Raw genomic sequence first — 26,432 nt, 5'->3', positions numbered from 1 at the left:
CTCCAACTAGTTTAAAATTTCCATTTCGATTTTTTCTATATAAGATAGTGCTCGTAATGAACGATAAAATGATAATAGGTTATCAGAGACAATTAAGGATAGCCGCAAGTCCAATTCATGTAAAACATTATCATTTTTTAAAGGTACATCTTTAATGCGGATATTTTCGATGATAATGTTGTTGTCCTTTAAAAATAATAGAAATGATTCCGTATGGTTGTCATCATCAATTTGGACTTTTAATAAAATTTCTCGCATTCGAATTCGCTTAGGTCCAATTTTCATCAGGAAAGGCGATAGTATTTCAATGCCGAACACAATAATTACGACAGCTAGCGTTGCATCCATATAAAATCCTGCACCAACTGCAATACCGATACCAGCGGCTCCCCATATCATGGCTGCAGTTGTTAATCCCGTAATGCTATCATTGCCACGTCTTAAAATGACACCTGCTCCAAGAAACCCAATCCCGCTGACAATTTGTGCAGCTAAACGGAGAGGATCCATCGTAATATTAATATCTTCTCTGGAAGGAGTTGAGTATGCTGTTTCAATGGAGATGATGGTTAATAGGCAGCTGAAAGTAGCAATAACTAAACTGGTTTTTAATCCAACTGGCTTCTTCTTTAATTCCCTTTCGATACCGATCACTAAACTTAATGTGGCTGCAATAATTAATTTTATGCCAACTTCATATGTAATCATATTTTCCAATAATGTTTCCATACACAACCCTCCATAGATATTTCGTATTGCTAAGAGATATGCAAGCTGTCATTATTATATGTGCATTACTTTTTTGTATTGTACATCATGGAAGTAAGGAAATATAATTATTTTTTTCTTGATTAAGCAGATGTTTTTTTGGAAATGAAAGAGAAGTATCAGACATAGAAAATCTCCTTCTTGTAATGAATGGAGTGGAGCTTGTTTTTTCAGCGGGGATTCAAACACCTGGTGAAATAGGGGAACCTATGTGCTAAGGTAATGTGTTTGCATGAGGCAGATCAATTAACTGTTGTTACAAGACGTAATAGCTTCTGGGGATTCAGTTTGAATATTACGCGCGAGGCATCAATGATGGAGGTGAGATTTTTGGAGCAACCTAAAATTCATCCATACATCCCAATCGTAATTGGTGTTATTTCAGTATCCATGTCCGCTATTTTTGTGAAATTAGCATCAGCGGAAGCTGGCATCATAGCTTTTTATCGTATGCTATTTTCTGTTTTAATAATGGCACCGTTATTTTTGAGGAAGTATACAAAGGAGTTAACAGCTTTAAGTAGACGTGATTGGTTATTTTCTTCAGTTGCGGGAATCTTTTTAGCTTTCCATTTTATTTTATGGTTTGAATCACTCAACTATACTTCAGTAGCAAGCTCTACAGTTTTGGTGACATTACAGCCGTTGTTTGCATTTGTGGGAACATACTTTTTCTTTAAAGAGAAGATAACAAAGAAAACGATCGTTGCAGGTACCATCGCTATAGTAGGCAGTGTGTTAATCAGTTGGGGGGATTTTAAAGTAAGTGGAACAGCTTTTTATGGAGATATACTTGCGCTCATTGCTTGTGCGCTTGCTACGGCTTATTTTCTATTAGGACAGGATGTGCGTAAAAGATTATCTTTAATGACGTATACGATGGTTGTGTATGTTGTGTGTACCATTACTTTACTTTTTTATGTATTGATTAAAGGAGAATCTTTTGGTCCATACTCTTCGATGGATTGGTTATGGTTTTTCTTATTAGCGTTAGTCCCTAATTTATTGGGTCATACTCTATTTAATTGGTCTATTAAATATGTTAGTACGAATGTTGTTTCAATCGCTATATTATTTGAACCTGTAGGGGCAGCTCTTTTAGCCTTGCTGATATTTAAAGAGTATTTGATTATGACACAAATCATTGGTGGATTGATTGTATTAGCAGGGATTCTATTGTTTGTCATCGATGTTAAAAAGATTTTTAATTTTTTTACGAAAAATGCTTGATTTTTATAATGCTATATTATATATTATTACTTGTCCTTAACAAGAAGGAACGCTTGAAAATAAAGTTTTAAAAAGTTGTTGACTTCTTGTTGTGAACAAGATATGATAATAAAGTCGCTGAAAACGACTTGAATAAAATGAACCTTGAAAACTGAACAAGCAAAACGTAATCAATAAAGTTTTCAGTAACTAACTTCGGTTAGTGAACGAAACAAAATTTTGGACATCAAAATGATGCCAGCAAAACAATTTGAGCTATTCAAATTTCTTTTATGGAGAGTTTGATCCTGGCTCAGGACGAACGCTGGCGGCGTGCCTAATACATGCAAGTCGAGCGAACAGAGAAGGAGCTTGCTCCTTCGACGTTAGCGGCGGACGGGTGAGTAACACGTGGGCAACCTACCTTATAGTTTGGGATAACTCCGGGAAACCGGGGCTAATACCGAATAATCTGTTTCACCTCATGGTGAAACACTGAAAGACGGTTTCGGCTGTCGCTATAGGATGGGCCCGCGGCGCATTAGCTAGTTGGTGAGGTAACGGCTCACCAAGGCGACGATGCGTAGCCGACCTGAGAGGGTGATCGGCCACACTGGGACTGAGACACGGCCCAGACTCCTACGGGAGGCAGCAGTAGGGAATCTTCCACAATGGGCGAAAGCCTGATGGAGCAACGCCGCGTGAGTGAAGAAGGATTTCGGTTCGTAAAACTCTGTTGTAAGGGAAGAACAAGTACAGTAGTAACTGGCTGTACCTTGACGGTACCTTATTAGAAAGCCACGGCTAACTACGTGCCAGCAGCCGCGGTAATACGTAGGTGGCAAGCGTTGTCCGGAATTATTGGGCGTAAAGCGCGCGCAGGTGGTTTCTTAAGTCTGATGTGAAAGCCCACGGCTCAACCGTGGAGGGTCATTGGAAACTGGGAGACTTGAGTGCAGAAGAGGATAGTGGAATTCCAAGTGTAGCGGTGAAATGCGTAGAGATTTGGAGGAACACCAGTGGCGAAGGCGACTATCTGGTCTGTAACTGACACTGAGGCGCGAAAGCGTGGGGAGCAAACAGGATTAGATACCCTGGTAGTCCACGCCGTAAACGATGAGTGCTAAGTGTTAGGGGGTTTCCGCCCCTTAGTGCTGCAGCTAACGCATTAAGCACTCCGCCTGGGGAGTACGGTCGCAAGACTGAAACTCAAAGGAATTGACGGGGGCCCGCACAAGCGGTGGAGCATGTGGTTTAATTCGAAGCAACGCGAAGAACCTTACCAGGTCTTGACATCCCGTTGACCACTGTAGAGATATAGTTTCCCCTTCGGGGGCAACGGTGACAGGTGGTGCATGGTTGTCGTCAGCTCGTGTCGTGAGATGTTGGGTTAAGTCCCGCAACGAGCGCAACCCTTGATCTTAGTTGCCATCATTTAGTTGGGCACTCTAAGGTGACTGCCGGTGACAAACCGGAGGAAGGTGGGGATGACGTCAAATCATCATGCCCCTTATGACCTGGGCTACACACGTGCTACAATGGACGATACAAACGGTTGCCAACTCGCGAGAGGGAGCTAATCCGATAAAGTCGTTCTCAGTTCGGATTGTAGGCTGCAACTCGCCTACATGAAGCCGGAATCGCTAGTAATCGCGGATCAGCATGCCGCGGTGAATACGTTCCCGGGCCTTGTACACACCGCCCGTCACACCACGAGAGTTTGTAACACCCGAAGTCGGTGAGGTAACCTTTTGGAGCCAGCCGCCGAAGGTGGGATAGATGATTGGGGTGAAGTCGTAACAAGGTAGCCGTATCGGAAGGTGCGGCTGGATCACCTCCTTTCTAAGGATTATTTCGGAATACAAACCTAGGGTTTGTAAGATTACGTTTTGCGTTCAGTTTTGAAGGTTCATTCTTCTTGAATGAATTACTTCTAATTATGTGCTCCTGTCGCTACGCTTTCGTCGCAAAGCTGCGAGATGTAGAAGCAGGCAGTAGGTTTGTTCTTTGAAAACTGGATAAAACGACATTGAAATTGTAACAAACACATTTATTTTTTAAGTTTTTTATAGGCTTAATAACTTGGTTAAGTTATTAAGGGCGCACGGCGAATGCCTTGGCACTAGGAGCCGAAGAAGGACGGCACTAACACCGATATGCTTCGGGGAGCTGTAAGTGAGCTTTGATCCGGAGATTTCCGAATGGGGGAACCCACTACGTTTAATCGCGTAGTATCTTGACGTGAATACATAGCGTCTTGAAGGCAGACCCAGGGAACTGAAACATCTAAGTACCTGGAGGAAGAGAAAGAAAAATCGATTCCCTGAGTAGCGGCGAGCGAAACGGGAAGAGCCCAAACCAAGAGGCTTGCCTCTTGGGGTTGTAGGACACTCAATACGGAGTTACAAAAGAGCGAGTTAGATGAAGCGACTTGGAAAGGTCCGCCAGAGCAGGTAAAAGCCCTGTAGTCGAAAGTTCGTTCTCTCCTGAGTGGATCCTGAGTACGGCGGAACACGTGAAATTCCGTCGGAATCCGGGAGGACCATCTCCCAAGGCTAAATACTACCTAGTGACCGATAGTGAACCAGTACCGTGAGGGAAAGGTGAAAAGCACCCCGGAAGGGGAGTGAAAGAGATCCTGAAACCGTGTGCCTACAAGTAGTTAGAGCCCGTTAATGGGTGATAGCGTGCCTTTTGTAGAATGAACCGGCGAGTTACGATTACGTGCGAGGTTAAGCTTTAGAAGGCGGAGCCGCAGCGAAAGCGAGTCTGAATAGGGCGAAATAGTACGTGGTCGTAGACCCGAAACCAGGTGATCTACCCATGTCCAGGGTGAAGGTAAGGTAACACTTACTGGAGGCCCGAACCCACGCACGTTGAAAAGTGCGGGGATGAGGTGTGGGTAGCGGAGAAATTCCAATCGAACTTGGAGATAGCTGGTTCTCTCCGAAATAGCTTTAGGGCTAGCCTCGTGATGAGAATACTGGAGGTAGAGCACTGTTTGGACTAGGGGGCCATCCCGGTTTACCGAATTCAGACAAACTCCGAATGCCAGATATTTATACACGGGAGTCAGACTGCGAGTGATAAGATCCGTAGTCAAAAGGGAAACAGCCCAGACCACCAGCTAAGGTCCCAAAGTAATCGTTAAGTGGAAAAGGATGTGGCGTTGCACAGACAACCAGGATGTTGGCTTAGAAGCAGCCATCATTTAAAGAGTGCGTAATAGCTCACTGGTCGAGTGACGCTGCGCCGAAAATGTATCGGGGCTAAACGATTCACCGAAGCTGTGGATTGACATCTACGATGTCAGTGGTAGGAGAGCGTTCTAAGTGCGTTGAAGTCAGACCGGAAGGACTGGTGGAGCGCTTAGAAGTGAGAATGCCGGTATGAGTAGCGAAAGACGGGTGAGAATCCCGTCCACCGTATGACTAAGGTTTCCTGAGGAAGGCTCGTCCGCTCAGGGTTAGTCGGGACCTAAGCCGAGGCCGATAGGCGTAGGCGATGGACAACAGGTTGATATTCCTGTACCACCTCCTCACCGTTTGAGAAATGGGGGGACGCAGTAGGATAGGGTAAGCGCGCTGTTGGTTATGCGCGTCCAAGCAGTAAGGCGTGTGTGTAGGCAAATCCGCACACTGTAACGTTGAGCTGTGATGGCGAGTCCGTATGGACGAAGTTCCTGATTTCACACTGCCAAGAAAAGCCTCTATCGAGGTGAGAGGTGCCCGTACCGCAAACCGACACAGGTAGTCGAGGAGAGAATCCTAAGGTGTGCGAGAGAACTCTCGTTAAGGAACTCGGCAAAATGACCCCGTAACTTCGGGAGAAGGGGTGCTCTTGAGCGTGCAAGCGCATGAGAGCCGCAGTGAATAGGCCCAGGCGACTGTTTAGCAAAAACACAGGTCTCTGCAAAACCGTAAGGTGACGTATAGGGGCTGACGCCTGCCCGGTGCTGGAAGGTTAAGAGGAGTGGTTAGCGCAAGCGAAGCTGCGAATTGAAGCCCCAGTAAACGGCGGCCGTAACTATAACGGTCCTAAGGTAGCGAAATTCCTTGTCGGGTAAGTTCCGACCCGCACGAAAGGCGTAACGATCTGGGCACTGTCTCAACGAGAGACTCGGTGAAATTATAGTACCTGTGAAGATGCAGGTTACCCGCGACAGGACGGAAAGACCCCGTGGAGCTTTACTGTAGCCTGATATTGAATTTTGGTACAACTTGTACAGGATAGGTAGGAGCCAGAGATCTCGGAGCGCCAGCTTCGAAGGAGGCGTCGGTGGGATACTACCCTGGTTGTATTGAAATTCTAACCCATGCCCCTTAGCGGGGCAGGAGACAGTGTCAGGCGGACAGTTTGACTGGGGCGGTCGCCTCCTAAAAGGTAACGGAGGCGCCCAAAGGTTCCCTCAGAATGGTTGGAAATCATTCGTAGAGTGTAAAGGCACAAGGGAGCTTGACTGCGAGACCTACAAGTCGAGCAGGGTCGAAAGACGGGCTTAGTGATCCGGTGGTTCCGCATGGAAGGGCCATCGCTCAACGGATAAAAGCTACCCCGGGGATAACAGGCTTATCTCCCCCAAGAGTCCACATCGACGGGGAGGTTTGGCACCTCGATGTCGGCTCATCGCATCCTGGGGCTGTAGTCGGTCCCAAGGGTTGGGCTGTTCGCCCATTAAAGCGGTACGCGAGCTGGGTTCAGAACGTCGTGAGACAGTTCGGTCCCTATCCGTCGTGGGCGTAGGAAATTTGAGAGGAGCTGTCCTTAGTACGAGAGGACCGGGATGGACACACCGCTGGTGTACCAGTTGTCTTGCCAAAGGCATCGCTGGGTAGCTATGTGTGGACGGGATAAGTGCTGAAAGCATCTAAGCATGAAGCCCCCCTCAAGATGAGATTTCCCATTACGCAAGTAAGTAAGATCCCTCAAAGACGATGAGGTAGATAGGTTCGAGGTGGAAGTGTGGTGACACATGGAGCTGACGAATACTAATCGATCGAGGACTTAACCAAAATGTTTGAACCATTCAATGAACCGTTTATCCAGTTTTGAAAGAACAACTCTTTCAAAAAAGAGAGCTTCAAGACACCATTTATTTTGAAGCTGATATAAAGGAACTTCTGCTAAGAACGCAACATCCATGTTGCAACGCAGAAGCCAGCACATCCATGTGCAAGTCTAGTGATGATGGCAAAGAGGTCACACCCGTTCCCATACCGAACACGGAAGTTAAGCTCTTTAGCGCCGATGGTAGTTGGGGGCTTCCCCCTGTGAGAGTAGGACGTCGCTAGGCATAATACCCAGGAGGATTAGCTCAGCTGGGAGAGCATCTGCCTTACAAGCAGAGGGTCGGCGGTTCGAGCCCGTCATCCTCCACCATATGCCGGTTTAGCTCAGCAGGTAGAGCAACTGACTTGTAATCAGTAGGTCGTGGGTTCGATTCCTATAGCCGGCACCATTTTTTTAGAGCCATTAGCTCAGTTGGTAGAGCATCTGACTTTTAATCAGAGGGTCGAAGGTTCGAGTCCTTCATGGCTCACCATTTTTAAATAATAATAAGCGGGTGTGGCGGAATTGGCAGACGCACTAGACTTAGGATCTAGCGCCGCAAGGCGTGGGGGTTCGACTCCCTTCACCCGCACCATTATTTCATTGCCAGATAAAAAAACTTATGCACATGCGGAAGTAGTTCAGTGGTAGAACACCACCTTGCCAAGGTGGGGGTCGCGAGTTCGAACCTCGTCTTCCGCTCCAAATGTGCCGGGGTGGCGGAACTGGCAGACGCACAGGACTTAAAATCCTGCGGTAGGTGACTACCGTACCGGTTCGATTCCGGTCCTCGGCACCATTTTTAATGCGCCCGTAGCTCAATTGGATAGAGCGTCTGACTACGGATCAGAAGGTTATGGGTTCGACTCCTGTCGGGCGCGCCAAAAAGAACGGGAAGTAGCTCAGCTTGGTAGAGCACTTGGTTTGGGACCAAGGGGTCGCAGGTTCGAATCCTGTCTTCCCGACCATTTCCAAAGAAATTATGGGGCCTTAGCTCAGCTGGGAGAGCGCCTGCCTTGCACGCAGGAGGTCAGCGGTTCGATCCCGCTAGGCTCCACCATAATAAATTAACCAGTATAAAGATCCTGGCGGCGTAGCTCAGCTGGCTAGAGCGTACGGTTCATACCCGTAAGGTCGGGGGTTCGATCCCCTCTGCCGCCATCTTAAAGGACCTTTAGCTCAGTTGGTTAGAGCAGACGGCTCATAACCGTCCGGTCGCAGGTTCGAGTCCTGCAAGGTCCACCATTTATATATTGCAACGGAGGTATACCCAAGTCTGGCTGAAGGGATCGGTCTTGAAAACCGACAGGCGGGTAACACCGCGCGGGGGTTCGAATCCCTCTACCTCCTCCAGTTTTAAATCTTTATAAATGGTGCTTTAAAAACTCGAAACCGTATAAAATTATCGCGGGGTGGAGCAGTGGTAGCTCGTCGGGCTCATAACCCGAAGGTCGTTGGTTCAAATCCGGCCCCCGCAACCAAATGGTCCCGTGGTGTAGCGGTTAACATGCCTGCCTGTCACGCAGGAGATCGCCGGTTCGATCCCGGTCGGGACCGCCATTATTTTCATAAGAAGATATGAAAAGCAAAAGAAAATAAGCTTAGCATGGACGAAATGGGTCAGTAGCTCAGTTGGTAGAGCATTAGATTGAAGCTCTAAGTGTCGGCGGTTCGATTCCGTCCTGACCCACCATTTATGCGGGTGTAGTTTAATGGTAAAACCTCAGCCTTCCAAGCTGATGTCGTGGGTTCGATTCCCATCACCCGCTCCAAGGGCCTATAGCTCAGCTGGTTAGAGCGCACGCCTGATAAGCGTGAGGTCGATGGTTCGAGTCCATTTAGGCCCATCATTATTCCGAAGTAGCTCAGTTGGTAGTAGCACCTGACTGTTAATCAGGTTGTCGCAGGTTCGAGTCCTGCCTTCGGAGCCATTTTTATGTGGGGAAGTACTCAAGAGGCTGAAGAGGCGCCCCTGCTAAGGGTGTAGGTCGGGTAACCGGCGCGAGGGTTCAAATCCCTCCTTCTCCGCCATTGGCCCGTTGGTCAAGTGGTTAAGACACCGCCCTTTCACGGCGGTAACACGGGTTCGAATCCCGTACGGGTCATACTAAAAAACAGTAGATGCACACGCATCTACTGTTTTTTCATATTCATAGATATAAATATTACTCTTGATTCAATGCATTTTCATCCATATAAACTACTTCCCAGATATGCCCATCTACATCCTGAAATCCCCAGCCATACATAAACCCATGATCTTGGGGTTCACTATAAGATTTACCACCGGAGGCCAGTGCCTTATTTACTAATTGATCTACTTGCTCTCGATTTTCAGCAGATAGACATAAAATTGCTTCTGCAGACGTAGTAGTATTTGTAATTTCCTTCTTACTAAACCCTTTGAATCGTTCTTCCACCATCATTAATACGAAGATATTTTCACTAATAATCATTGAGGCTGTAGTCTCATCGCTAAATTGTTGATTGAACTCAAAACCTAGTTCCTTAAAGAAGTTGATGGATTTGTTTAGATCTTTCACTGGTAAATTGATAAAAATATTTTTCGATTGAAAAGCCATTTATTTTCACCTCCAAATCGACAGTAGCATAGAGCATAAAGCCATGTCAATTTCAGCAATAGATGGATATTCTTTGATTGGATCGATGATGATGCATTTGAAAATGGCAGTTGTTTAAGCTATTCAAAATAGATGTTATATGAACATAAAAAGCAGAGACGTTTTTTTACACCATCTCTGCTTTTAAAGCAACCTAATTATCCTCGTGCTAGCATTCTTTCGAGAGAGCTAAGTGCTTCAGCTGTAGTATATTCATCTACTTGGATACGGTTATGTGGTTGCCCCTGCTCAATACTTTCTAAGCTCCACAACAGATGGGGAAGGTCAATGCGATTCATTGTTAAGCAAGGACAAAAATTTTCATTTAAAGAGATAATATGTTTATCTGGATGCTGCTTCATTATGCGATTGACAAGATTCATTTCTGTTCCAATAGCCCATGCCGATCCGCTTGGTGCACGATTGATTGTCTCAATGATGTATTTTGTGGAACCTGCATCATCAGCAGCTGCTACAACTTCACGACTGCATTCAGGGTGAACAATAATTTGCATAGTTGGATGTTCTTTGCGAACGACCTCCGTATGGTGAACCGTAAATCCTTCATGTACAGAGCAATGACCTTTCCATAGAATAACCTGAATGTTCTCAAGCGGCTCATTTGTTTCAAGTATATTCTTATGGGGATTCCAAACAGCCATATTTTTAAGTGGAATACCTAAATCATAGGCAGTATTTCTTCCTAAATGTTGGTCAGGTAAAAAGAAAATACGCTGTTTTTGTGTAAATGCCCATTGAACAAGCTCCTTAGCATTCGATGAAGTGACACAGGCACCACCATGTCTTCCCGTAAAGGCTTTAATGGCAGCAGTTGAATTGACATAAGTTAGCGGGATAATTGTATCACCAAAGAGTTGCTGAAGAATCGGCCATGCTTGTTCTGTTTGATAAATATCAGCCATATCAGCCATTGAACAACCTGCACGCATATCTGGTAAATAGACATGTTGCTGCTTCGTTGTCAGCATATCAGCAGTTTCAGCCATAAAATGCACACCGCAAAATACGATATGCTCAGCTTCCTTGTTTGCGGCAGATAATTGAGCTAACTGTAGGGAATCACCAGTTGCATCTGCAAATTGAATGACTTCATCTTTTTGATAATGATGTCCTGGTATAAATAGTTTAGATCCTAATTTTTGCTTTATTGATAAAATACGAGATTCCATTTCCTTTACTGATAATGCCCGGTAATGCTCTGGAAGTAGTGTCGTTTGTTGTAATAAACTAGTTATGGACAAGGGAATGATCTCCTTTCATTTGAACGAGTGCACTAATGTCAAAGGCTTTAACGGAATGCGTTAATGAACCAAGTGAAATAAACTGAACACCTGATTGTGCATAGGCCTTTAAATTTTCAAGTGTGATGCCTCCTGATGCCTCTGTCACAATAGAAGAAGGGACAGTGGGAAGCCATGCTCGTATTTCTTCTGGACTACGGTTATCAAACATAATAATATCTGCTCCAGCAATGATGGCTTCTTCTAGCTGGTCCTTTGTTTCAATTTCCACTTCGATTTTTACAGTATGACCGACTTTTGCTCTAGCAGCCTGAACAGCTTTTGTAATGCTACCAGCAAAGGCAATGTGGTTATCCTTTAGCATGATGGCATCATACAGGCCATTACGATGATTAAAGCCACCACCGGTTCTAACAGCATATTTATCCAGCATACGCAATCCAGGCATGGTTTTACGCGTATCACATATTTTCGCATGCGTACCAGCTGTTTCTCGAACGGCATGATGGGTCGCTGTCGCAATAGCGGACATACGCTGAATAAGATTTAATATAACGCGCTCACCTATTAATAATTTTTGTAAGGGTCCCTTTACCACAGCAAGCACATCACCGGTCTTTACTGTCTCTCCATCTTTTTTTAGAAGTTGGATTTTTATTGATCGATCGAGTAAGTGAAAGCCATACTCAATAATGAGCGCCCCGCAGAAAACCCCATTTTCTTTAGCATAAAAAGAAAATGATCCCTGCTGTTCAGCTGAAAAGATATATTCACTCGATAAATCCCCATCACCTAAATCCTCATTAAAAAATTGCTTGAGCATTTCCTCGAGTTTGATGATATTCATACAATGAGTTCCTCACTTTCATTTGGCCTTGCGAAAAAATAATCCAACGACTTGCCCAGTGTGCGTCCATTTCTAATTTATCCGTACGAATGTGAGCACCACGCGTTTCCGTTCGTGTAATTGCAGCATGTGCCATTAATGTTGCAACAACATGCATCATAAATAGTTCCAATTCAGCTTGTTCTAGACCCTTTAGATTCGTATAAAGAAGTGATTGTAAGGAGGGTAATTGCTGAATAAAATGCTGCAAGTCATTAACGTTTCGCACGATGCCTAAAAACTGCATCATGTATTGCTGTAACTGCTGTTTGCTAAATAAAGATGGCATTATTTCAGCACATTGATGGTGGTCATGTGTGAAATTTTTTTGATGGCAACCATGTTGAATGATGAACTGAGCCATTCTTTGCCCAAACGTAATACCTTCCAATAGGGAGTTACTTGCTAAACGGTTCGCACCATGGACACCTGTACAGGCAACTTCCCCCACTGCATATAGATTAGGTATAGTGGTTCTTCCTTTGTCATCAGCAATAACGCCCCCCATTAAGAAATGACTTCCTGGAGCTACAGGAATTAAGCCATCTTGTAAATAAACTTGATTGTCATAGCAAAGCTGAGCAATTGTTGGGAATTTCACTTCAAAATTTTGAATGTTAGTAATATCAATAAACGTCTCCTCACCAGCAGCACGCTTTTTAAAAAGTGCAAGTGCCGTAATATGTCTTGGTGCTAAGTCAAGTTGGGCATGTAAGCCTGTCATAATGGGCTGACGCTGTGCATCGACAAAGATGCCACCAGCACCTCGAACAGCTTCGGAAACTAATCCCTTCGCCTCATTTTCACACCAAAGCAGACTAGGGTGGAACTGCATAAATTCCATATCACTGATGGCAGCACCTGCGCGAAATGCTAACGCGATGCCGTCACCTGTATTGGTTGGATAATTAGATGTGCTTGAATAGAGTGCACCTGCACCACCTGTCGCTAAAATGACATGATGGGCCAAATAGCGTGTAATGCCTTTTTGTCCTTTGGTAAGTGCACCTATGCAGTCACCATCTGTATTCCGTAAAAGCTCATAAGCCATTTCATAACAATTCACCTTTGTTTTAGGCGAAAGTTTATGAAGTAAGTAATCTATGAAAATTTGACCAGTACGATCACCACCTGCATGTAGAATACGATGATGACTATGTGCCCCTTCGAGTCCTAGAGCCGGTTTTCCATCAACATGACGATCGATAGGGAGACCAGTCTTTAAATATTTCTGCATGATTTTAGTGCCATCTTCTATGAGTGTAGTAACATGTTTTTTCTCGTGATGATATTCTCCAGCTTTCAATGTATCAGCAATGTGGTGTTCAATATGATCTTTCTCACTTGTAACAGCAGCGATGCCACCTTGTGCACGATAAGAACTACTCATATAAAGAGATGATTTTGTAACAATTTGTACTTGAAAATGTTCTTCGAGCAGTAAAGCAGCTTGAAGTGCAGCAATTCCACTGCCGATTATAAGGACATCTGCCTTTACATCCATAGTTATACCCTCTTTACAGTTGTCTTGACACTTATCTTTACATAAAATAAAAAAGAAAACAAGACTTGATGAACTAGAGAGGGAGAAGACAATGATTTATATGGATTATGCTGCGACATCACCGATGACGAAGGAGGCTCTTGCAGCTTATGTAGAGGTAGCACAGCGTTATTATGGAAATAGTGCAAGTCTTCATGATTTAGGAGGACAAGCCTATTATTTTGTCCAGCAATCAAGAGAGGTTGTAGCCAATGCTTTAGGCGTAAATAGTGACGGTATTATTTTTACAGGGAGCGGGACAGAAGGAAATATCCTGGCTATCTTGTCATTAGCGCTAGCCTCTAAAAAAGGAAAACACATTATTTCATCTCAAGCTGAGCATACGTCTGTGCATGCAGCATTGAATACGCTTGAGAAAATGGGTTTTATAGTGACAAAATTGCCTTTACAGATGGATGGATGGATTGACCTTGAACAATTACAGCAAGCAATCCGCAAAGATACGGCTTTGATTACAATTCAACATGTCAATTCTGAAATTGGTGCTATTCAGCCTGTAGAGAAAATAATAGAGATGGCTAAAAAATCTGATGTTTTCAGCCATATTGACTGTGTACAATCATTTGGGAAGCTTGCTATACCAAGTGGAGTAGATGCCATCACAATCTCAGCTCATAAAATAGGTGGACCAAAGGGGTGTGGTGCTGTCTATCTGAATCCTGCGCTCCGAGTACCTGCCTTAACACCGGGTGTGACTCATGAGAGGGGTTTAAGAGGCGGCACATTAGATACACCAGCAATTGTAGCCTTTGCGGCAGCAATTGAAAACTATCAATATGAAAGACAACATTATGAGACTTTAAGAAGATTTTTGAAAAACAATTTGCCTGAAACATGCCAATTAATAGAATGTAACCAACAATTGCCTACTATTTGTGGCGTAATGATGGATAAAATAGAGGGACAATATGTTCTTTTAAAGTTAAATGAGGCAGGAATCTGTATTTCGACGGGTAGTGCATGTGATATTCATAGTGAATCTGGAACGAAAGCCATTTTATCAATGGGTTACTCTTTGGAAGCAGCACGCCAATTTTTTAGACTATCTTTTGGAGCTTCCACAACATTTGAAGAAATTCTAAGATTGAAACAAGAGCTTTTAACTATTTAATGAAACAACAAGTGAAGGGTTTTCTATACCCTTTCCTTGTTTAGAAATAGATTATAAGCTAAGAAAATAGGTGAAATAAAATAATTGTTTTCTTTTGAAACAACAATTGTTATAATATTTTGCAGGGCAATATTTTCTCTTACTTAGCAAAAATAACTTCAAAAAGTAATAATTTCTTTTTTTTATAAAAAAGTATTGCACAATGTGAGAAAACGTTATACAATAATTCTTGTCTTGAAGGACAGGTAAACAACTTCAAAACAAGATACATAAAGAAACTTCTGCTAAGAACGCAGAAGCCAGCACATCCATGTGCAAGTCTAGTGATGATGGCAAAGAGGTCACACCCGTTCCCATACCGAACACGGAAGTTAAGCTCTTTAGCGCCGATGGTAGTTGGGGGCTTCCCCCTGTGAGAGTAGGACGTCGCTAGGCATAATACCCAGGAGGATTAGCTCAGCTGGGAGAGCATCTGCCTTACAAGCAGAGGGTCGGCGGTTCGAGCCCGTCATCCTCCACCATATGCCGGTTTAGCTCAGCAGGTAGAGCAACTGACTTGTAATCAGTAGGTCGTGGGTTCGATTCCTATAGCCGGCACCATTTTTTTAGAGCCATTAGCTCAGTTGGTAGAGCATCTGACTTTTAATCAGAGGGTCGAAGGTTCGAGTCCTTCATGGCTCACCATTTTTAAATAATAATAAGCGGGTGTGGCGGAATTGGCAGACGCACTAGACTTAGGATCTAGCGCCGCAAGGCGTGGGGGTTCGACTCCCTTCACCCGCACCATTATTTCATTGCCAGATAAAAAAACTTATGCACATGCGGAAGTAGTTCAGTGGTAGAACACCACCTTGCCAAGGTGGGGGTCGCGAGTTCGAACCTCGTCTTCCGCTCCAAATGTGCCGGGGTGGCGGAACTGGCAGACGCACAGGACTTAAAATCCTGCGGTAGGTGACTACCGTACCGGTTCGATTCCGGTCCTCGGCACCATTTTTAATGCGCCCGTAGCTCAATTGGATAGAGCGTCTGACTACGGATCAGAAGGTTATGGGTTCGACTCCTGTCGGGCGCGCCAAAAAGAACGGGAAGTAGCTCAGCTTGGTAGAGCACTTGGTTTGGGACCAAGGGGTCGCAGGTTCGAATCCTGTCTTCCCGACCATTTCCAAAGAAATTATGGGGCCTTAGCTCAGCTGGGAGAGCGCCTGCCTTGCACGCAGGAGGTCAGCGGTTCGATCCCGCTAGGCTCCACCATAATAAATTAACCAGTATAAAGATCCTGGCGGCGTAGCTCAGCTGGCTAGAGCGTACGGTTCATACCCGTAAGGTCGGGGGTTCGATCCCCTCTGCCGCCATCTTAAAGGACCTTTAGCTCAGTTGGTTAGAGCAGACGGCTCATAACCGTCCGGTCGCAGGTTCGAGTCCTGCAAGGTCCACCATTTATATATTGCAACGGAGGTATACCCAAGTCTGGCTGAAGGGATCGGTCTTGAAAACCGACAGGCGGGTAACACCGCGCGGGGGTTCGAATCCCTCTACCTCCTCCAGTTTTAAATCTTTATAAATGGTGCTTTAAAAACTCGAAACCGTATAAAATTATCGCGGGGTGGAGCAGTGGTAGCTCGTCGGGCTCATAACCCGAAGGTCGTTGGTTCAAATCCGGCCCCCGCAACCAAATGGTCCCGTGGTGTAGCGGTTAACATGCCTGCCTGTCACGCAGGAGATCGCCGGTTCGATCCCGGTCGGGACCGCCATTATTTTCATAAGAAGATATGAAAAGCAAAAGAAAATAAGCTTAGCATGGACGAAATGGGTCAGTAGCTCAGTTGGTAGAGCATTAGATTGAAGCTCTAAGTGTCGGCGGTTCGATTCCGTCCTGACCCACCATTTATGCGGGTGTAGTTTAATGGTAAAACCTCAGCCTTCCAAGCTGATGTCGTGGGTTCGATTCCCATCACCCGCTCCAAGGGCCTATAGCTCAGCTGGTTAGAGCGCACGCCTGATAAGCGTGAGGTCGATGGTTCGAGTCCATTTAGGCCCATCATTATTCCGAAGTAGCTCAGTTGGTAGTAGCACCTGACTGTTAATCAGGTTGTCGCAGGTTCGAGTCCTGCCTTCGGAGCCATTTTTATGTGGGGAAGTACTCAAGAGGCTGAAGAGGCGCCCCTGCTAAGGGTGTAGGTCGGGTAACCGGCGCGAGGGTTCAAATCCCTCCTTCTCCGCCATTGGCCCGTTGGTCAAGTGGTTAAGACACCGCCCTTTCACGGCGGTAACACGGGTTCGAATCCCGTACGGGTCATACTAAGTGCAGTAGATGAATTACATCTACTGCACTTTTTAATTGATTTGATAACATAGTTACTATAAAAATGAAGCCTTCACAGAACATCGAATCTGTGAAGGCTTGTTAATTATATAGGAAGTTAAGAAATTTTTCTCCCTTTTCCGTAGGGGATCATAAACGCATAACAAGGAACTTAGACAAATGTAAGTTCTGTATTGTATAATTTTGTATTTTGAAGCTAGATGGACTAAGCTAATGATAAAGGAGGGATAGGAATGAATGAAAAATTAAAGTGGGTGCACAATCAGCTGGATAAAGCAAATGACGGAACAGCTTTACTGCCATATTTTACATTGGAACAAGTAAAGAAAGTGGGGCAATTTCTACGTACATATGAGCAATTTGAAAAGACACCTCTCCATCATCTTGATTCACTTGCTTCATGGATGGGTGTAGAAAAAATCTTGGTAAAAGACGAATCCTATCGATTTGGCTTAAACGCATTTAAAGTATTAGGCGGAGTTTATGCAATTGCGCAGTATGTTGCCAATAGACTCCAGAAAAATATAGAGGAACTATCGTTTGAACAATTAAAATCATCAGAAGTAAAAGCGCAGATAGGTAATTTAACCTTTATTTCAACAACAGATGGTAACCATGGTCGTGGTGTGGCATGGGCGGCTCGTGAACTGGGGTATCAAGCGCGAATATATATGCCAGCTGGCAGTGCCGATGAACGTTTACAGCATATTAAAAAAGAAGGAGCCTATGCTGAAATAACGACAATGAATTATGATGAAACCGTGCGTTATACCTCGCAGCTAGCACAAGAAAATGGCTGGGTCCTGATTCAGGATACGATGTGGGATGGCTACGAAGAAATACCATTATGGATTATGCAAGGCTACACAACACTTGTACATGAAATCGTTGAACAGATGCAGCAAGCTCCGACACATGTATTTTTACAAGCTGGTGTTGGATCATTTGCAGGGGCAGTAGTAGCTTTTTTACAACAATATTATGAGCAGGATATTACATTTGTGTTAGTTGAGCCACATGTTGCTAATTGTTATTATGAGAGCTTTAAGGCAGGTACTGAGCAATATGTAACTGTTGGTGGAGAGATGAAAACCATAATGGCGGGCCTTGCTTGCGGTGAACCTAATCCACAGGCTTGGCAACTTTTAAAAGCCCATATAAAAATAAGCATCTCCTGTGGGGAAGAAATAGCAGCAACAGGAATGCGCGTTCTTGCAAATCCATTGGCTTCAGACTCACGTATTATAGCAGGAGAATCAGGAGCGGCTCCGTTTGGTTGCTTTTATGAATTAATGACTAATGAACACTACAAAGATTTAATACTCGACCTACAGCTAGACGAACATGCGAGGGTGTTGTTTATTAATACAGAGGGCGACACAGATAAAAAGAATTATCATCACATAGTGTGGCATGGGAAATATGCGAATCAATGAACAGTAAGATAGCTGGATCATTTTTAAACTACCAAAACAATGCAGAAGAAACGAACTATTGCGAAATAAGAGTATCTCGCGATAGTTTATTTTTTCCTTGCTTATTTTACGATTGTAAAAGACCTTATTAGTGAATAGTAATATGGGCAATTTTAAAAGCACCATAATCATCTATTGTAACAGTATAGGTCTTATAGCAATCATAGAATTGATAATTTTCTTGTGCATCATAAAAATCACACGTTTCGTTCATATCCACATAGTATTGACCATTTGAAAATTGTACATCTAATACCCCATTGTTTTAAATAGAAGTAATATGTAATTTCATTACTATATTTCTCTAATTCTTGATAAGCTGAACTGCCAAGTGCAAGCATATCAGCAATCCAATAAAAATCACCCTCATTGAGTGCTATCTCATAATACAAACGGAATGCTTACACGAATTGACCAGCTAGTATAGCGTCTGCTTCGTTAGTGGATTCTGTTTCAATAATAGATAGTTGACTGTTTTCATAAACATTCGCAACAGCACGAACTTCATTTGCTGAAAGTGGCTTAGCAATCCATCCTTCAAATTGGTCAAGCATACTGTAAAGAGGGATGGAGAAGGCAAAGTTAGTACTTGTTTTGTATGACTCTCATGGTGACAATTTGGACACTTCATCCTATCACGTTCCTGTGAAATATTTATTATTCATATCGGTGTATAAAAACTCAGATTATAGATTTTTATGGAATTATATATTCTGAAAGGATGATTATAGTTCGTTTAATATTTTTTATTTTGTCTTGACCTTAACGTTGCGTCAAAGTTTACAGTAGCATTAGAGGAGGTGAGCACATGGAATATTCCATTCAGGAGCTTGCTCAATTGTCGGGTGTTAGCACGAGAACATTGCGTTATTATGATGAAATTGGGTTGCTGAAGCCAGCCAGAACAAATGAGGCAGGGTATCGATTCTATGGCCAATTGGAGGTCGATATGCTACAGCAGATTTTATTTTATCGTGCATTAGATATGAAACTTGCGACGATTCAAGCGATTATTAAGGCGCCAAATTTTCAACATGCAGAGGCGCTAAAAACACATAGAGCAGCTTTGCTTCAACGCCAGGAACAGCTTGTAACAATCTTACAGACGGTAGAAAAAACAATACAATCCATTGAGGGGGAACAACCGATGTCCAATGAAGAAAAATTTAAAGGTTTTAAAGAAAGGTTAATCGAATATAATGAAAAGCAATACGGACAAGAAATTCGTGCGAAATATGGAGAAGGCACAGTGGATGCTTCGAATGCTAAGCTTATGAATATGACAGAGCAACAATATCAGGCGATGCAAGAGCTAGAACAGCAAATGTTTGAGCGGTTAGCAGAGGCTATGGAGCTCGGGAATCCTACAAGTGACATTGCGATGGAAGTGGCAGAATTGCATAAACGCTGGCTAAGCTTTACATGGAATGAATATTCTCAAGAGGCCCATGCAGGACTTGCACAAATGTATATAGCTGACGAACGATTTACGGCTTATTATGATGAGCGAGGTGCAAAGGGAACTGCACAATTTTTACACGATGCAATCATAGCTTACACGAGTAAATAAATAGGTCTTCCTTATGCTGACATGTTTTAGAAATCGTAAATTAGGAAAAAATGAAGGCATGAGGAGGAGATTTTTTTGGATCAACAAATAATGCAACAATTAAAAAGACAACTAGAGCAAGAATTGCAAGAAATTGAACAACGATTAGAGGAATCAGAGCGTCCCCAAGCGACAGAGCTATCTAATTATGATAATCATCCTGCTGATAATGCGAGTGATTTAACAGATCAGCTAACAGAAATGGCTATGGATGAGCATCTTGGCGACAATGCGGAGGAAATTAAAAAAGCTCTTCAAGCAATGGCAGACGGAACATATGGTAAATGTGTGGTCTGTGGTGAAGACATTCCATTAGGACGTTTAGAGGCTATGCCGCAAGCTTTGACATGCGTGGAGCATGCAGAACAGAAAGAAGAAAACTTACGACCGGTGGAAGAAGATGTACTATCTTCAACACCAAGATCTGATGATTTTATTGAACTTGAGGAATTTGGCTCTTCCGATACACCGCAAGATAAAATTTAGTAAGTTTTTCCTCGTGAAAGCAGTATAATAGCTGTAGAGGTGAGGATATGAAGATTATTGATTTACATTGTGATGCGCTTTTAAAATTAACAACTCTTGAAACGGCAAATTTTGCAGAGGATGAGCGTCTTCATACCAATCAAAAAAGACTGCAATTAGGGCAAATAGAGGCTCAAGTATTCGCCATCTTTATTGACCCAGAAATCCCACAAAATCTGCAATTTCTTGAGGTCATGCGCCAAATTGAAGCATTTCATACCCATATTTTACAAACAGAGGGCATGGTGCATATAACAGATTGGGCGCAGTTAGACCGAATAGCTCCACATGAGATAGGAGCTATTTTAAGCTTAGAGGGCTGCAATGCCATTGGTGATGATTTAGCAAAACTGACAGCCGTACTAGATGCTGGTGTAAAATTAGTAGGCTTAACATGGAATGAAGAAAATGCTGTTGCACATGGAGCTGAACAGGATGCAAGTTTAGGATTGAAGCCGTTTGGTCAAGAAGTTATACAATTACTAAATGAGCGAGATATTATTATTGATGTCTCTCATCTGAATGAACAAAGCTTTTGGGACGTGTTGCCTTTAGCGAAGCATATTCTTGCAAGTCATAGTAATGCACGTACACTATGTGACCACCCACGTAATTTAACGGATGCCCAAGCAAAGGCGCTTGTAGAACATGGGGGACATATCCATGTAGTTTACTTCCCACCCTTCATTGGTAAAGATGCAACACTAGAACATTTAGTGGATCATGTGGAGCATTTAGCAAAATTAGTAGGTGTCGAGCACATAGGATTAGGTTCAGATTTCGATGGGATTGATAGGACTGTCAAAGGCTTAGCGCATGCAGGAGAAGCACAAAATTTAGTAGAGGCACTACGCTCACGTTTTTCAGCCGAAGAAGTGCATGGTATCGCAAGTCAAAATTTCAGACGTTATATAAAAAAAGCAGCAACCCGTTAAGGCTGCCGCATTTTTAATAAAAGAAATAATAAATTAATAAACCGATTCCTAATAGGAAGCCGAAGAATGTATTCGTTTGTGCTGTATATTTCATCGCAGGCATTACTTCTTTAGCTTCTTTTTTGTCTCGGAAAATTTGAATAGCACGTAATGGTTTTGGAATACTTAGGAAAATAATTAATGCCCAAAAAGTAATGCCATCAACTGCTACAAGGGCGATTACCCATAAATACGAGACGATAAAAAAGCCAGATAACACAGAAATCGCATTATCGCGTCCTACTAAAATAGCCAATGTTTTTCGTCCACCTTCTGTATCGCCAACAATATCACGGATATTGTTCGATAACATAATAGCACCGACTAAAATCATGCTTGGCACAGACAGCAATACAGCATCGAGTGTCACTGTAAGCGTTTGAATATAGAAGGCGATTAACACAATGCCCATGCCCATTACTGCCCCAGAAACAATTTCTCCAAATGGGGAATAGGCGATTGGATAAGGTCCACCTGTATATAAGAAACCAATAAGCATACAAACAAGCCCTACAGCTGCTAACCACCAAGATGTTGAGGCACATATGTAAATGCCAAGAAGCATAGCAATGGCATAGAAGCTTAACGCAATCAACATAATTGTTTTCGGCTGTACACCATGACGGACAATCGTTCCGCCAATTCCCACAGAATGCTCGTTATCTAATCCTAATTTGTAATCATAATATTCATTGAACATATTCGTTGCTGCTTGAATAAGCATACTTGCAATGAGCATAGCAAAAAATAGTCCAAAATCAATTGCTTCTTTTTCAATTGCTAGAGCAATTGCTGTCCCAAGAAATACGGGAACAAATGAAGCGGTTAAAGTATGTGGACGTGTTAAATGCCACCAAACTTTCAAACCCCTATCAGCTTCAATGACTTTGGTCATAAGGTCTTTCTCTCCTTCAAATGTTGTCGACTCTTCTTATTTTAAACGAAGAATGAGAAAATGGGTAGGTTCACAGCTTATTACATACTGTTTAATGAAAAAAAATGATACAATAGAACATGCATTTATGAACTGAAAATAAATAAGAATGATTAGCAACAGTACGAATAACAGTGTTGCCAACCAAAAAAATGATGTATTTTAATCATCATTGATTATGAACATTGCAGCAACGGAGGTAATTTTCATGCAACAGAAGTGGTACCAATCCACAGAGGTAGAAGTGGACTCTTTGGGCCAAAGCCTTCATTTTTATATGGAAACAATTGAAGTAAGTCGCTTATCTGCACTGGCGTTCTATGCAGCAGGCGAAGAGTGTTATAAAGGTGAACGATTTTATTGGCAAAATAGAGAAAAAACAATGACATTAGTTGGGCTAGGACATGCTCATACTATTCAAAACAATGCTCAACATGAACGTTTCGATGCTGTGGAAGCAGAATGGAAAAACTTAACGAAAAACTGTCCAAAAGGACAAAGTGAGTTACAGCCTATTTTGTTTGGTGGTTTTACATTTGATCCGCAAAATAATGTTGATGGAGAATGGACGGATTTTCCTGAGGCTTATTTTGCATTAGCAACATTTCAACTTGTGATTCGTGATGATAAAGCATACGTGAGTATTCATCTGTTGACACAAAATCATCAGGCTGAAGATCAGCTAGAAGTATTGAGAAAAGAGCGAGATCATTTAATTCATGCAGCCCAGGTTAAAGAAGTGAAAACGTATACAAAACCTGATATCACAAATTATTTCGAACCCTATAAGGAACCTTATTTAGCCTCGATTGACCAAGTGACAGCATTAATCAAACAGAAAAAAGCGGATAAAGTAGTTATTGCACGCTCACTTGCATTGCAATTTAAAGAGGATGTATCTGCACCACAAGTACTCTCTCAAATTATTCATGAGCAGCCAGAAAGCTATTTATTCGGTTTAGAGCATAAAGATTTATTGTTTTTTGGTGCATCACCTGAACGCCTTGTAAAAGTAGAAGAGGGTCGTGCGTTTTCTTCTTGCATTGCTGGCTCGATTAAACGAGGCAAGACGGCAGAGGAAGATGAGACTTATGGACAAAGTTTATTAAATGATCCGAAAAATAGTGGTGAACATCAATATGTTGTCGATATGATTGTGGATACTTTCCGTAAAAATTGCGTGGACATGACAGTGCCAGATAGACCACGCCTATTAAAAATTCGTGATATTCAACATCTATATACACCTGTAGAAGGTCAGTTAAATCAAAATGCTACAATTTTACAATTAACAAAATCATTACATCCTACACCAGCTTTAGGTGGTGTACCACGCAAAGAAGCATTGGCAGCCATTCGTAAGTATGAGCCGATGAATCGTGGTCTGTATGCCGCGCCAATTGGCTGGCTAGATGCTGAAGGTAATGGTGAATTTGCAGTTGCGATACGTTCAGCTGCGTTACTAAGTGATAAAGCTTATTTATATGCAGGTGGAGGGATCGTAGCAGATTCAGAACCACAATCTGAATATGAAGAAACATTAGTGAAATTCCGTCCAATGCTTCGTGCGCTAGGGGGACGATTACATGAGTGAACGAAAAAGATTAACAGATTATGTTTATAAAATGGTTGCATCATTAGTACAAGCCGGTGTAGAAAATGTTGTCGTCAGTCCAGGCTCACGTTCCACTCCTCTTGCCTATGCAGTTGCTTCAACGAAAGAAGTAAACATGTATCGTCAAGTAGATGAACGCTCAGCTGCATTTTTTGCGTTAGGCCTGGCTAAGGCTACTGCTAAGCCTGTTGTCCTCTTATGTACATCTGGTACAGCAGCAGCAAACTATTTTCCTGCGATTGTAGAAGCAAGCTATGCACGAGTTCCATTGATTGTCTTAACGGCAGATCGCCCTCATGAATTACGTGAGGTAGGTGCACCCCAGGCTATCAATCAGCTTAATTTATATGGTTCACATGTGAAATGGAGTGTAGATTTTCCGTTAGCAGATGGGGCTGATCCGACATTACCTTTGATTGAGCGTCACCTTGCTCGTGCGGTAGCGATTGCCACAAGTGCACCATTTGGACCAGTACATATTAATGTACCTTTCCGCGAACCATTATTAATTGATTTACAGCATGAACTGCCAACAGTAACATTCAAACATAGCAGTATGGGACAACTAACCCCAACGTTGGCTAATCAGCAGGAGCTTTCCTCTATACTACAATTGACTAAAAGAGGCTTTATTATAATTGGGGAATTAGCGCTTGGCACGGACTTATCCATCGTTTGGGAATTTGTCCGTCAGCTCAAGTGGCCAGTCCTTGTTGAAAGCTTATCGAATATGCGTGCATCTGTACCAGAGGATTGTTTACCATATATCGTAACAACCTATGATGCCATTATGAAAAGCGAGGATTTTAAAGCACTTGTTCAACCAGATACAGTATTACGTATTGGGGCCCAGCCCGTCTCAAAATTTATTATGCAATTCATCACAAAATCACAGCCAAACGCTTATGTGATTATCGATGAAGATCCTATGTTTAGAGATGCTACGGGCGTATCTACGCATTTTATTCATGCTACTATCGGTCAGTGGCTGACACAATTAGCTATCAATGATACAGCCCTTGAAGAAACATACTTAGCCAAATGGCAAAATGCGAATGAGCTGGCATCCATTTCTATTGAGCAGTATTCAGAAGTAGAGAAAGATGAAGGCGCTATAGTTAGCCGTTTACTTAAAATGATTCCTGACGGTAGTGATATCTTCGTTAGTAGCAGTATGCCAGTGCGTGATATCGATACATTTTTATTGGCCACACCGAAAGATTTGCGTATTTTTGCCAATCGAGGCACGAATGGAATCGATGGCGTAGTATCAACCGCGATGGGCTTCAGTCAAGGAAATAAACGAGAAACCTATTTGCTGATTGGGGATTTAGCCTTTTTACATGATGTAAATGGATTGATTGCCTCCAGATATCAGAAGTGTAACTTAACCATTCTTGTCATGAATAATGATGGTGGCGGTATTTTTTCTTATTTACCACAGTCAACTGTCGAAGATCATTATGAAGATTTATTTGGCACACCGACTGCACTTGAATTCCGTGACATTGCCCATATGTATGAGATGGACTATGTGCGTGTGGAAACAATCTCCGAGCTTTCAGAGAAATTTTCAACAAAGCAACATCATCCTTTACGTTTGGTTGAAATATTTACCGATAGAACCGAAAATGTTAATGCTCATCGAGCGCTATGGAATCGAATTAATGCGGAGCTAAAAGCATGACAAAATGCATGATTCGAGGACTTGAAACACATATTGAAATATGGAATGACAATAGTGAACATACACTTGTTGCGTTACATGGATTTACAGGCAGCACGGCTACATGGCACGATCTAGCGCAAGCTCTACCTAATGTTCGTGTTATTGCCATTGATTTAATTGGTCATGGTCAAACAGCTATTCCAGAGGATATACAGCGTTTCTCCATGGAGGAACAATTACAAGATTTAGAAGAATTATTTTGCCAGCTTCATCTAGAGAAATTTACGTTGTTAGGTTACTCAATGGGAGGAAGAATTGCCTTATCGTATGCTATTGCACACCCAGGCCATATTCAACAGCTTATCTTAGAAAGTGCTTCTCCAGGTTTACGAACAGCAGAAGAACGAAAGGAACGCTGTGAGCGAGATGAAGTACTGGCACAAAAAATAATGGCAAATGGGTTACAATCATTTGTCCATGCTTGGGAGAACATACCTCTTTTTGCAACACAGCATCGTCTTCCTAGAAGCGTACGAGAAACCATTCGAGCAGAAAGACTTTCTCAGAAAGAAGAGGGACTGGCTGGAAGCCTGAGAGGTATTGGAACAGGTGCTCAGCCTTCAAATTGGGAGAGCCTAGCGCAAGTGGAAATACCTGTACTACTCATTACTGGTTCATTGGATGAGAAATTTTGTAAAATTGCACTAGAAATGAAAGCGCTATTAAATACTGTTAGCCATCTTACAGTAAATGACGCTGGACATGCAATTCATGTGGAAAATCCCGCTGAATTTGCTACAATAGTAGAGGAGTATTTAACGTAATATACTGTTACGTT

17 protein-coding genes, 40 tRNA genes and 4 rRNA genes are annotated in these 26,432 nt (G+C 42.9%); 53 read left to right on the top strand and 8 right to left on the bottom strand.

The features are described 5' to 3' along the window. Positions 1 to 6 precede the first annotated feature (6 nt). A complete protein-coding gene (locus CRI88_RS09240; protein WP_036119888.1) occupies positions 7 to 729 on the bottom strand; it encodes an MgtC/SapB family protein in 723 nt (240 codons plus the stop codon). A 369-nt stretch (positions 730 to 1,098) separates the two neighbouring features. On the opposite strand from CRI88_RS09240, the gene CRI88_RS09235 reads away from it, so the two are divergent. The 24 genes from CRI88_RS09235 to CRI88_RS09120 all read left to right on the top strand — a co-directional run bounded on the left by CRI88_RS09235 (position 1,099) and on the right by CRI88_RS09120 (position 9,131). Beyond that, on the top strand, positions 1,099 to 1,998 hold the full coding sequence (locus tag CRI88_RS09235) for a DMT family transporter (RefSeq protein ID WP_058843227.1): 900 nt from the start codon (positions 1,099 to 1,101) through the stop codon (positions 1,996 to 1,998). A gap of 269 nt (positions 1,999 to 2,267) precedes the next feature. Continuing rightward, positions 2,268 to 3,819: ribosomal RNA gene (locus CRI88_RS09230) — 16S ribosomal RNA — on the top strand. A gap of 242 nt (positions 3,820 to 4,061) precedes the next feature. After that, positions 4,062 to 6,989, top strand: a 23S ribosomal RNA gene (locus CRI88_RS09225). Between the two features lie 165 nt (positions 6,990 to 7,154). Then, positions 7,155 to 7,270, top strand: a 5S ribosomal RNA gene (gene rrf / locus CRI88_RS09220). Together the 16S, 23S and 5S rRNA genes with 20 tRNA genes alongside form the textbook arrangement of a ribosomal RNA operon. Before the next feature lie 10 nt (positions 7,271 to 7,280). Beyond that, a tRNA-Val gene (locus tag CRI88_RS09215) sits at positions 7,281 to 7,356 on the top strand. Between the two features lie 3 nt (positions 7,357 to 7,359). Then, a tRNA-Thr gene (locus CRI88_RS09210) sits at positions 7,360 to 7,435 on the top strand. Between the two features lie 8 nt (positions 7,436 to 7,443). After that, positions 7,444 to 7,519, top strand: a tRNA-Lys gene (locus CRI88_RS09205). 17 nt (positions 7,520 to 7,536) lie between these two features. Beyond that, positions 7,537 to 7,621, top strand: a tRNA-Leu gene (locus CRI88_RS09200). A 35-nt stretch (positions 7,622 to 7,656) separates the two neighbouring features. After that, positions 7,657 to 7,731, top strand: a tRNA-Gly gene (locus CRI88_RS09195). A gap of 5 nt (positions 7,732 to 7,736) precedes the next feature. Further along, positions 7,737 to 7,825: transfer RNA gene (locus tag CRI88_RS09190), tRNA-Leu, on the top strand. A gap of 8 nt (positions 7,826 to 7,833) precedes the next feature. Further along, positions 7,834 to 7,910 (top strand) — tRNA-Arg (locus CRI88_RS09185). Positions 7,911 to 7,917: 7 nt separating this feature from the next. Next, a tRNA-Pro gene (locus tag CRI88_RS09180) sits at positions 7,918 to 7,994 on the top strand. A 16-nt stretch (positions 7,995 to 8,010) separates the two neighbouring features. Beyond that, a tRNA-Ala gene (locus CRI88_RS09175) sits at positions 8,011 to 8,086 on the top strand. 27 nt (positions 8,087 to 8,113) lie between these two features. After that, positions 8,114 to 8,187, top strand: a tRNA-Met gene (locus CRI88_RS09170). A 7-nt stretch (positions 8,188 to 8,194) separates the two neighbouring features. After that, positions 8,195 to 8,271 (top strand) — tRNA-Ile (locus tag CRI88_RS09165). Positions 8,272 to 8,286: 15 nt separating this feature from the next. Further along, positions 8,287 to 8,379, top strand: a tRNA-Ser gene (locus CRI88_RS09160). Positions 8,380 to 8,432: 53 nt separating this feature from the next. After that, a tRNA-Met gene (locus tag CRI88_RS09155) sits at positions 8,433 to 8,507 on the top strand. A gap of 3 nt (positions 8,508 to 8,510) precedes the next feature. Next, a tRNA-Asp gene (locus CRI88_RS09150) sits at positions 8,511 to 8,586 on the top strand. Between the two features lie 57 nt (positions 8,587 to 8,643). Next, positions 8,644 to 8,719 (top strand) — tRNA-Phe (locus tag CRI88_RS09145). A gap of 5 nt (positions 8,720 to 8,724) precedes the next feature. Beyond that, a tRNA-Gly gene (locus CRI88_RS09140) sits at positions 8,725 to 8,798 on the top strand. Between the two features lies 1 nt (position 8,799). Then, positions 8,800 to 8,873: transfer RNA gene (locus tag CRI88_RS09135), tRNA-Ile, on the top strand. Between the two features lie 7 nt (positions 8,874 to 8,880). After that, positions 8,881 to 8,957, top strand: a tRNA-Asn gene (locus CRI88_RS09130). A gap of 9 nt (positions 8,958 to 8,966) precedes the next feature. Next, positions 8,967 to 9,057: transfer RNA gene (locus tag CRI88_RS09125), tRNA-Ser, on the top strand. Positions 9,058 to 9,059: 2 nt separating this feature from the next. Further along, a tRNA-Glu gene (locus CRI88_RS09120) sits at positions 9,060 to 9,131 on the top strand. Positions 9,132 to 9,191: 60 nt separating this feature from the next. On the opposite strand, the gene CRI88_RS09115 is transcribed toward CRI88_RS09120, so the two are convergent. From CRI88_RS09115 to nadB, 4 genes are all read right to left on the bottom strand, one after another. After that, entirely contained in the window at positions 9,192 to 9,608 is a 417-nt protein-coding gene (locus CRI88_RS09115; RefSeq protein ID WP_058843235.1) for a VOC family protein, read from the bottom strand. A 197-nt stretch (positions 9,609 to 9,805) separates the two neighbouring features. Further along, positions 9,806 to 10,909 carry a quinolinate synthase NadA gene (nadA, locus tag CRI88_RS09110; protein ID WP_058843236.1) on the bottom strand — a complete coding sequence of 368 codons (1,104 nt, stop codon included), beginning with the start codon at positions 10,907 to 10,909 and terminating at the stop codon, positions 9,806 to 9,808. Next, positions 10,896 to 11,756: a carboxylating nicotinate-nucleotide diphosphorylase gene (nadC, locus tag CRI88_RS09105; RefSeq protein WP_058843237.1), complete on the bottom strand. Its 861-nt coding sequence runs from the start codon at positions 11,754 to 11,756 to the stop codon at positions 10,896 to 10,898. Before nadC ends, nadA begins: the two co-directional genes overlap by 14 nt. Further along, positions 11,713 to 13,299 (bottom strand): L-aspartate oxidase, encoded by a 1,587-nt coding sequence (nadB, locus tag CRI88_RS09100; protein ID WP_058843238.1) that lies wholly within the window; start codon positions 13,297 to 13,299, stop codon positions 11,713 to 11,715. Before nadB ends, nadC begins: the two co-directional genes overlap by 44 nt. A gap of 100 nt (positions 13,300 to 13,399) precedes the next feature. Between nadB and CRI88_RS09095 the strand changes: the two genes are divergently transcribed. The 23 genes from CRI88_RS09095 to CRI88_RS08985 all read left to right on the top strand — a co-directional run bounded on the left by CRI88_RS09095 (position 13,400) and on the right by CRI88_RS08985 (position 18,229). Next, a complete protein-coding gene (locus CRI88_RS09095; protein ID WP_082673677.1) occupies positions 13,400 to 14,470 on the top strand; it encodes a cysteine desulfurase family protein in 1,071 nt (356 codons plus the stop codon). A 319-nt stretch (positions 14,471 to 14,789) separates the two neighbouring features. Continuing rightward, positions 14,790 to 14,905 (top strand): 5S ribosomal RNA (gene rrf, locus CRI88_RS09090). A 10-nt stretch (positions 14,906 to 14,915) separates the two neighbouring features. Continuing rightward, positions 14,916 to 14,991 (top strand) — tRNA-Val (locus CRI88_RS09085). A gap of 3 nt (positions 14,992 to 14,994) precedes the next feature. After that, positions 14,995 to 15,070, top strand: a tRNA-Thr gene (locus CRI88_RS09080). Between the two features lie 8 nt (positions 15,071 to 15,078). Next, positions 15,079 to 15,154, top strand: a tRNA-Lys gene (locus CRI88_RS09075). Between the two features lie 17 nt (positions 15,155 to 15,171). Beyond that, positions 15,172 to 15,256 (top strand) — tRNA-Leu (locus CRI88_RS09070). A gap of 35 nt (positions 15,257 to 15,291) precedes the next feature. Beyond that, positions 15,292 to 15,366 (top strand) — tRNA-Gly (locus tag CRI88_RS09065). Between the two features lie 5 nt (positions 15,367 to 15,371). After that, a tRNA-Leu gene (locus CRI88_RS09060) sits at positions 15,372 to 15,460 on the top strand. 8 nt (positions 15,461 to 15,468) lie between these two features. Then, positions 15,469 to 15,545: transfer RNA gene (locus CRI88_RS09055), tRNA-Arg, on the top strand. A gap of 7 nt (positions 15,546 to 15,552) precedes the next feature. Further along, a tRNA-Pro gene (locus CRI88_RS09050) sits at positions 15,553 to 15,629 on the top strand. A 16-nt stretch (positions 15,630 to 15,645) separates the two neighbouring features. Further along, positions 15,646 to 15,721: transfer RNA gene (locus CRI88_RS09045), tRNA-Ala, on the top strand. A 27-nt stretch (positions 15,722 to 15,748) separates the two neighbouring features. Then, positions 15,749 to 15,822: transfer RNA gene (locus CRI88_RS09040), tRNA-Met, on the top strand. A gap of 7 nt (positions 15,823 to 15,829) precedes the next feature. Continuing rightward, positions 15,830 to 15,906, top strand: a tRNA-Ile gene (locus CRI88_RS09035). Between the two features lie 15 nt (positions 15,907 to 15,921). Beyond that, positions 15,922 to 16,014 (top strand) — tRNA-Ser (locus CRI88_RS09030). Between the two features lie 53 nt (positions 16,015 to 16,067). Further along, positions 16,068 to 16,142, top strand: a tRNA-Met gene (locus CRI88_RS09025). A gap of 3 nt (positions 16,143 to 16,145) precedes the next feature. Beyond that, positions 16,146 to 16,221 (top strand) — tRNA-Asp (locus CRI88_RS09020). 57 nt (positions 16,222 to 16,278) lie between these two features. After that, positions 16,279 to 16,354: transfer RNA gene (locus CRI88_RS09015), tRNA-Phe, on the top strand. 5 nt (positions 16,355 to 16,359) lie between these two features. Continuing rightward, positions 16,360 to 16,433, top strand: a tRNA-Gly gene (locus tag CRI88_RS09010). Between the two features lies 1 nt (position 16,434). Next, positions 16,435 to 16,508, top strand: a tRNA-Ile gene (locus tag CRI88_RS09005). Between the two features lie 7 nt (positions 16,509 to 16,515). Then, positions 16,516 to 16,592, top strand: a tRNA-Asn gene (locus CRI88_RS09000). Between the two features lie 9 nt (positions 16,593 to 16,601). Further along, positions 16,602 to 16,692 (top strand) — tRNA-Ser (locus CRI88_RS08995). Positions 16,693 to 16,694: 2 nt separating this feature from the next. Then, positions 16,695 to 16,766 (top strand) — tRNA-Glu (locus tag CRI88_RS08990). 260 nt (positions 16,767 to 17,026) lie between these two features. Continuing rightward, positions 17,027 to 18,229 carry a diaminopropionate ammonia-lyase gene (locus tag CRI88_RS08985; protein WP_058845026.1) on the top strand — a complete coding sequence of 401 codons (1,203 nt, stop codon included), beginning with the start codon at positions 17,027 to 17,029 and terminating at the stop codon, positions 18,227 to 18,229. Positions 18,230 to 18,356: 127 nt separating this feature from the next. Here the strand turns inward: CRI88_RS08985 and CRI88_RS23265 are convergent, their stop codons facing one another. After that, entirely contained in the window at positions 18,357 to 18,482 is a 126-nt protein-coding gene (locus CRI88_RS23265; protein WP_340809375.1) for a hypothetical protein, read from the bottom strand. Between the two features lie 187 nt (positions 18,483 to 18,669). Beyond that, positions 18,670 to 18,822, bottom strand: coding sequence for a hypothetical protein (locus tag CRI88_RS22780; protein ID WP_231745130.1), 153 nt, complete (start codon positions 18,820 to 18,822; stop codon positions 18,670 to 18,672). A 254-nt stretch (positions 18,823 to 19,076) separates the two neighbouring features. Between CRI88_RS22780 and CRI88_RS08975 the strand changes: the two genes are divergently transcribed. From CRI88_RS08975 to CRI88_RS08965, 3 genes are all read left to right on the top strand, one after another. Continuing rightward, positions 19,077 to 19,838 carry a MerR family transcriptional regulator gene (locus CRI88_RS08975; protein ID WP_058845027.1) on the top strand — a complete coding sequence of 254 codons (762 nt, stop codon included), beginning with the start codon at positions 19,077 to 19,079 and terminating at the stop codon, positions 19,836 to 19,838. A 75-nt stretch (positions 19,839 to 19,913) separates the two neighbouring features. Then, complete coding sequence (locus CRI88_RS08970) at positions 19,914 to 20,363, top strand: TraR/DksA C4-type zinc finger protein (protein WP_058845028.1); 450 nt, start codon at positions 19,914 to 19,916, stop codon at positions 20,361 to 20,363. 47 nt (positions 20,364 to 20,410) lie between these two features. Next, on the top strand, positions 20,411 to 21,337 hold the full coding sequence (locus CRI88_RS08965) for a dipeptidase (RefSeq protein ID WP_058845029.1): 927 nt from the start codon (positions 20,411 to 20,413) through the stop codon (positions 21,335 to 21,337). Positions 21,338 to 21,350: 13 nt separating this feature from the next. On the opposite strand, the gene CRI88_RS08960 is transcribed toward CRI88_RS08965, so the two are convergent. After that, a complete protein-coding gene (locus CRI88_RS08960; RefSeq protein WP_058845030.1) occupies positions 21,351 to 22,271 on the bottom strand; it encodes a 1,4-dihydroxy-2-naphthoate polyprenyltransferase in 921 nt (306 codons plus the stop codon). 247 nt (positions 22,272 to 22,518) lie between these two features. On the opposite strand from CRI88_RS08960, the gene CRI88_RS08955 reads away from it, so the two are divergent. The 3 genes from CRI88_RS08955 to menH are packed head-to-tail and all read left to right on the top strand — an operon-like array spanning position 22,519 to position 26,418. After that, positions 22,519 to 23,904 (top strand): isochorismate synthase, encoded by a 1,386-nt coding sequence (locus tag CRI88_RS08955; RefSeq protein ID WP_058845031.1) that lies wholly within the window; start codon positions 22,519 to 22,521, stop codon positions 23,902 to 23,904. Next, a complete protein-coding gene (menD, locus tag CRI88_RS08950) occupies positions 23,897 to 25,612 on the top strand; it encodes a 2-succinyl-5-enolpyruvyl-6-hydroxy-3-cyclohexene-1-carboxylic-acid synthase (RefSeq protein WP_058845032.1) in 1,716 nt (571 codons plus the stop codon). Before CRI88_RS08955 ends, menD begins: the two co-directional genes overlap by 8 nt. Beyond that, positions 25,609 to 26,418, top strand: a complete 810-nt coding sequence (menH, locus tag CRI88_RS08945; protein ID WP_058845033.1) for a 2-succinyl-6-hydroxy-2,4-cyclohexadiene-1-carboxylate synthase — start codon at positions 25,609 to 25,611, stop codon at positions 26,416 to 26,418. The genes menD and menH overlap by 4 nt, the downstream gene beginning before the upstream one ends. Positions 26,419 to 26,432 lie beyond the last annotated feature (14 nt).

It is taken from the genome of Lysinibacillus fusiformis (assembly GCF_002845985.1).
In the GTDB taxonomy this organism is placed as follows: domain Bacteria; phylum Bacillota; class Bacilli; order Bacillales_A; family Planococcaceae; genus Lysinibacillus; species Lysinibacillus fusiformis_D.
This window is presented reverse-complemented; position numbering and strand designations above follow the sequence as displayed.

What these genes read in the sequence shown, in the direction of transcription:
- CRI88_RS09095 (WP_082673677.1), top strand. Translation starts at nt 13,400, where the DNA reads ATGGATTATGCTGCGACATCACCGATGACGAAGGAGGCTCTTGCAGCT.
- CRI88_RS09115 (WP_058843235.1), bottom strand. Translation starts at nt 9,608, where the DNA reads ATGGCTTTTCAATCGAAAAATATTTTTATCAATTTACCAGTGAAAGAT.
- menD (WP_058845032.1), top strand. Translation starts at nt 23,897, where the DNA reads ATGAGTGAACGAAAAAGATTAACAGATTATGTTTATAAAATGGTTGCA.
- CRI88_RS08965 (WP_058845029.1), top strand. Translation starts at nt 20,411, where the DNA reads ATGAAGATTATTGATTTACATTGTGATGCGCTTTTAAAATTAACAACT.
- menH (WP_058845033.1), top strand. Translation starts at nt 25,609, where the DNA reads ATGACAAAATGCATGATTCGAGGACTTGAAACACATATTGAAATATGG.
- CRI88_RS09240 (WP_036119888.1), bottom strand. Translation starts at nt 729, where the DNA reads ATGGAAACATTATTGGAAAATATGATTACATATGAAGTTGGCATAAAA.
- CRI88_RS08955 (WP_058845031.1), top strand. Translation starts at nt 22,519, where the DNA reads ATGCAACAGAAGTGGTACCAATCCACAGAGGTAGAAGTGGACTCTTTG.
- CRI88_RS08960 (WP_058845030.1), bottom strand. Translation starts at nt 22,271, where the DNA reads ATGACCAAAGTCATTGAAGCTGATAGGGGTTTGAAAGTTTGGTGGCAT.
- CRI88_RS22780 (WP_231745130.1), bottom strand. Translation starts at nt 18,822, where the DNA reads ATGCTTGACCAATTTGAAGGATGGATTGCTAAGCCACTTTCAGCAAAT.
- CRI88_RS08985 (WP_058845026.1), top strand. Translation starts at nt 17,027, where the DNA reads ATGAATGAAAAATTAAAGTGGGTGCACAATCAGCTGGATAAAGCAAAT.
- nadC (WP_058843237.1), bottom strand. Translation starts at nt 11,756, where the DNA reads ATGAATATCATCAAACTCGAGGAAATGCTCAAGCAATTTTTTAATGAG.
- CRI88_RS08975 (WP_058845027.1), top strand. Translation starts at nt 19,077, where the DNA reads ATGGAATATTCCATTCAGGAGCTTGCTCAATTGTCGGGTGTTAGCACG.
- nadB (WP_058843238.1), bottom strand. Translation starts at nt 13,299, where the DNA reads ATGGATGTAAAGGCAGATGTCCTTATAATCGGCAGTGGAATTGCTGCA.
- CRI88_RS23265 (WP_340809375.1), bottom strand. Translation starts at nt 18,482, where the DNA reads ATGAACGAAACGTGTGATTTTTATGATGCACAAGAAAATTATCAATTC.